At 65.7% G+C, this 458-nt stretch carries 1 protein-coding gene; it reads left to right on the forward strand.

The genetic code is table 11. The features are described from left to right. Nucleotides 1-458: hypothetical protein (locus AC066S_RS39300; protein ID WP_478271979.1), on the forward strand; the 458-nt coding region annotated here is incomplete at both ends.

The raw sequence follows: 458 nt of genomic DNA on the forward strand, positions 1-458 counted from the left end.
GTGCAGGCCAGTGCAGGCAATGTCCTCTACTCCGCGAAGTTCGATGTCGGCGCATGGACGGGAGACGTGATCGCAGAGCAGGTCACCCGGTGGGGAGCGGGGGAGTCAGCGGGCCTGTCGGTACCGACGAGCGCGGTATGGAGCGCTGCCGCGCGCTTGAGAATCAAGAAAGCCGCAGACCGCAGGATTTTCGCGGGCCATGGGAGCAGCCAGGCCGCGACCGGATTCACCTGGAGCGAGCTGAACGGCAAGCCGATGCAGGTGTCGTTGAGCAGGGCCTCTCCGAGCGCACCGGTGGATTCGCTGGGACCGGACCGCCTGAACTATCTGCGCGGGGTACGCACCGACGAGGGAACCGGCGCACGGTTCCGGGTCCGCAAGGAATTGCTGGGCGACATCGTGAATTCAGGCGTCACTTTTTCCGGGCCGCCCACGACGGCATTCGGCGGGAACAGCTA

The sequence above is a fragment of the Bradyrhizobium sp. CFUWI genome (genome assembly GCF_056429085.1).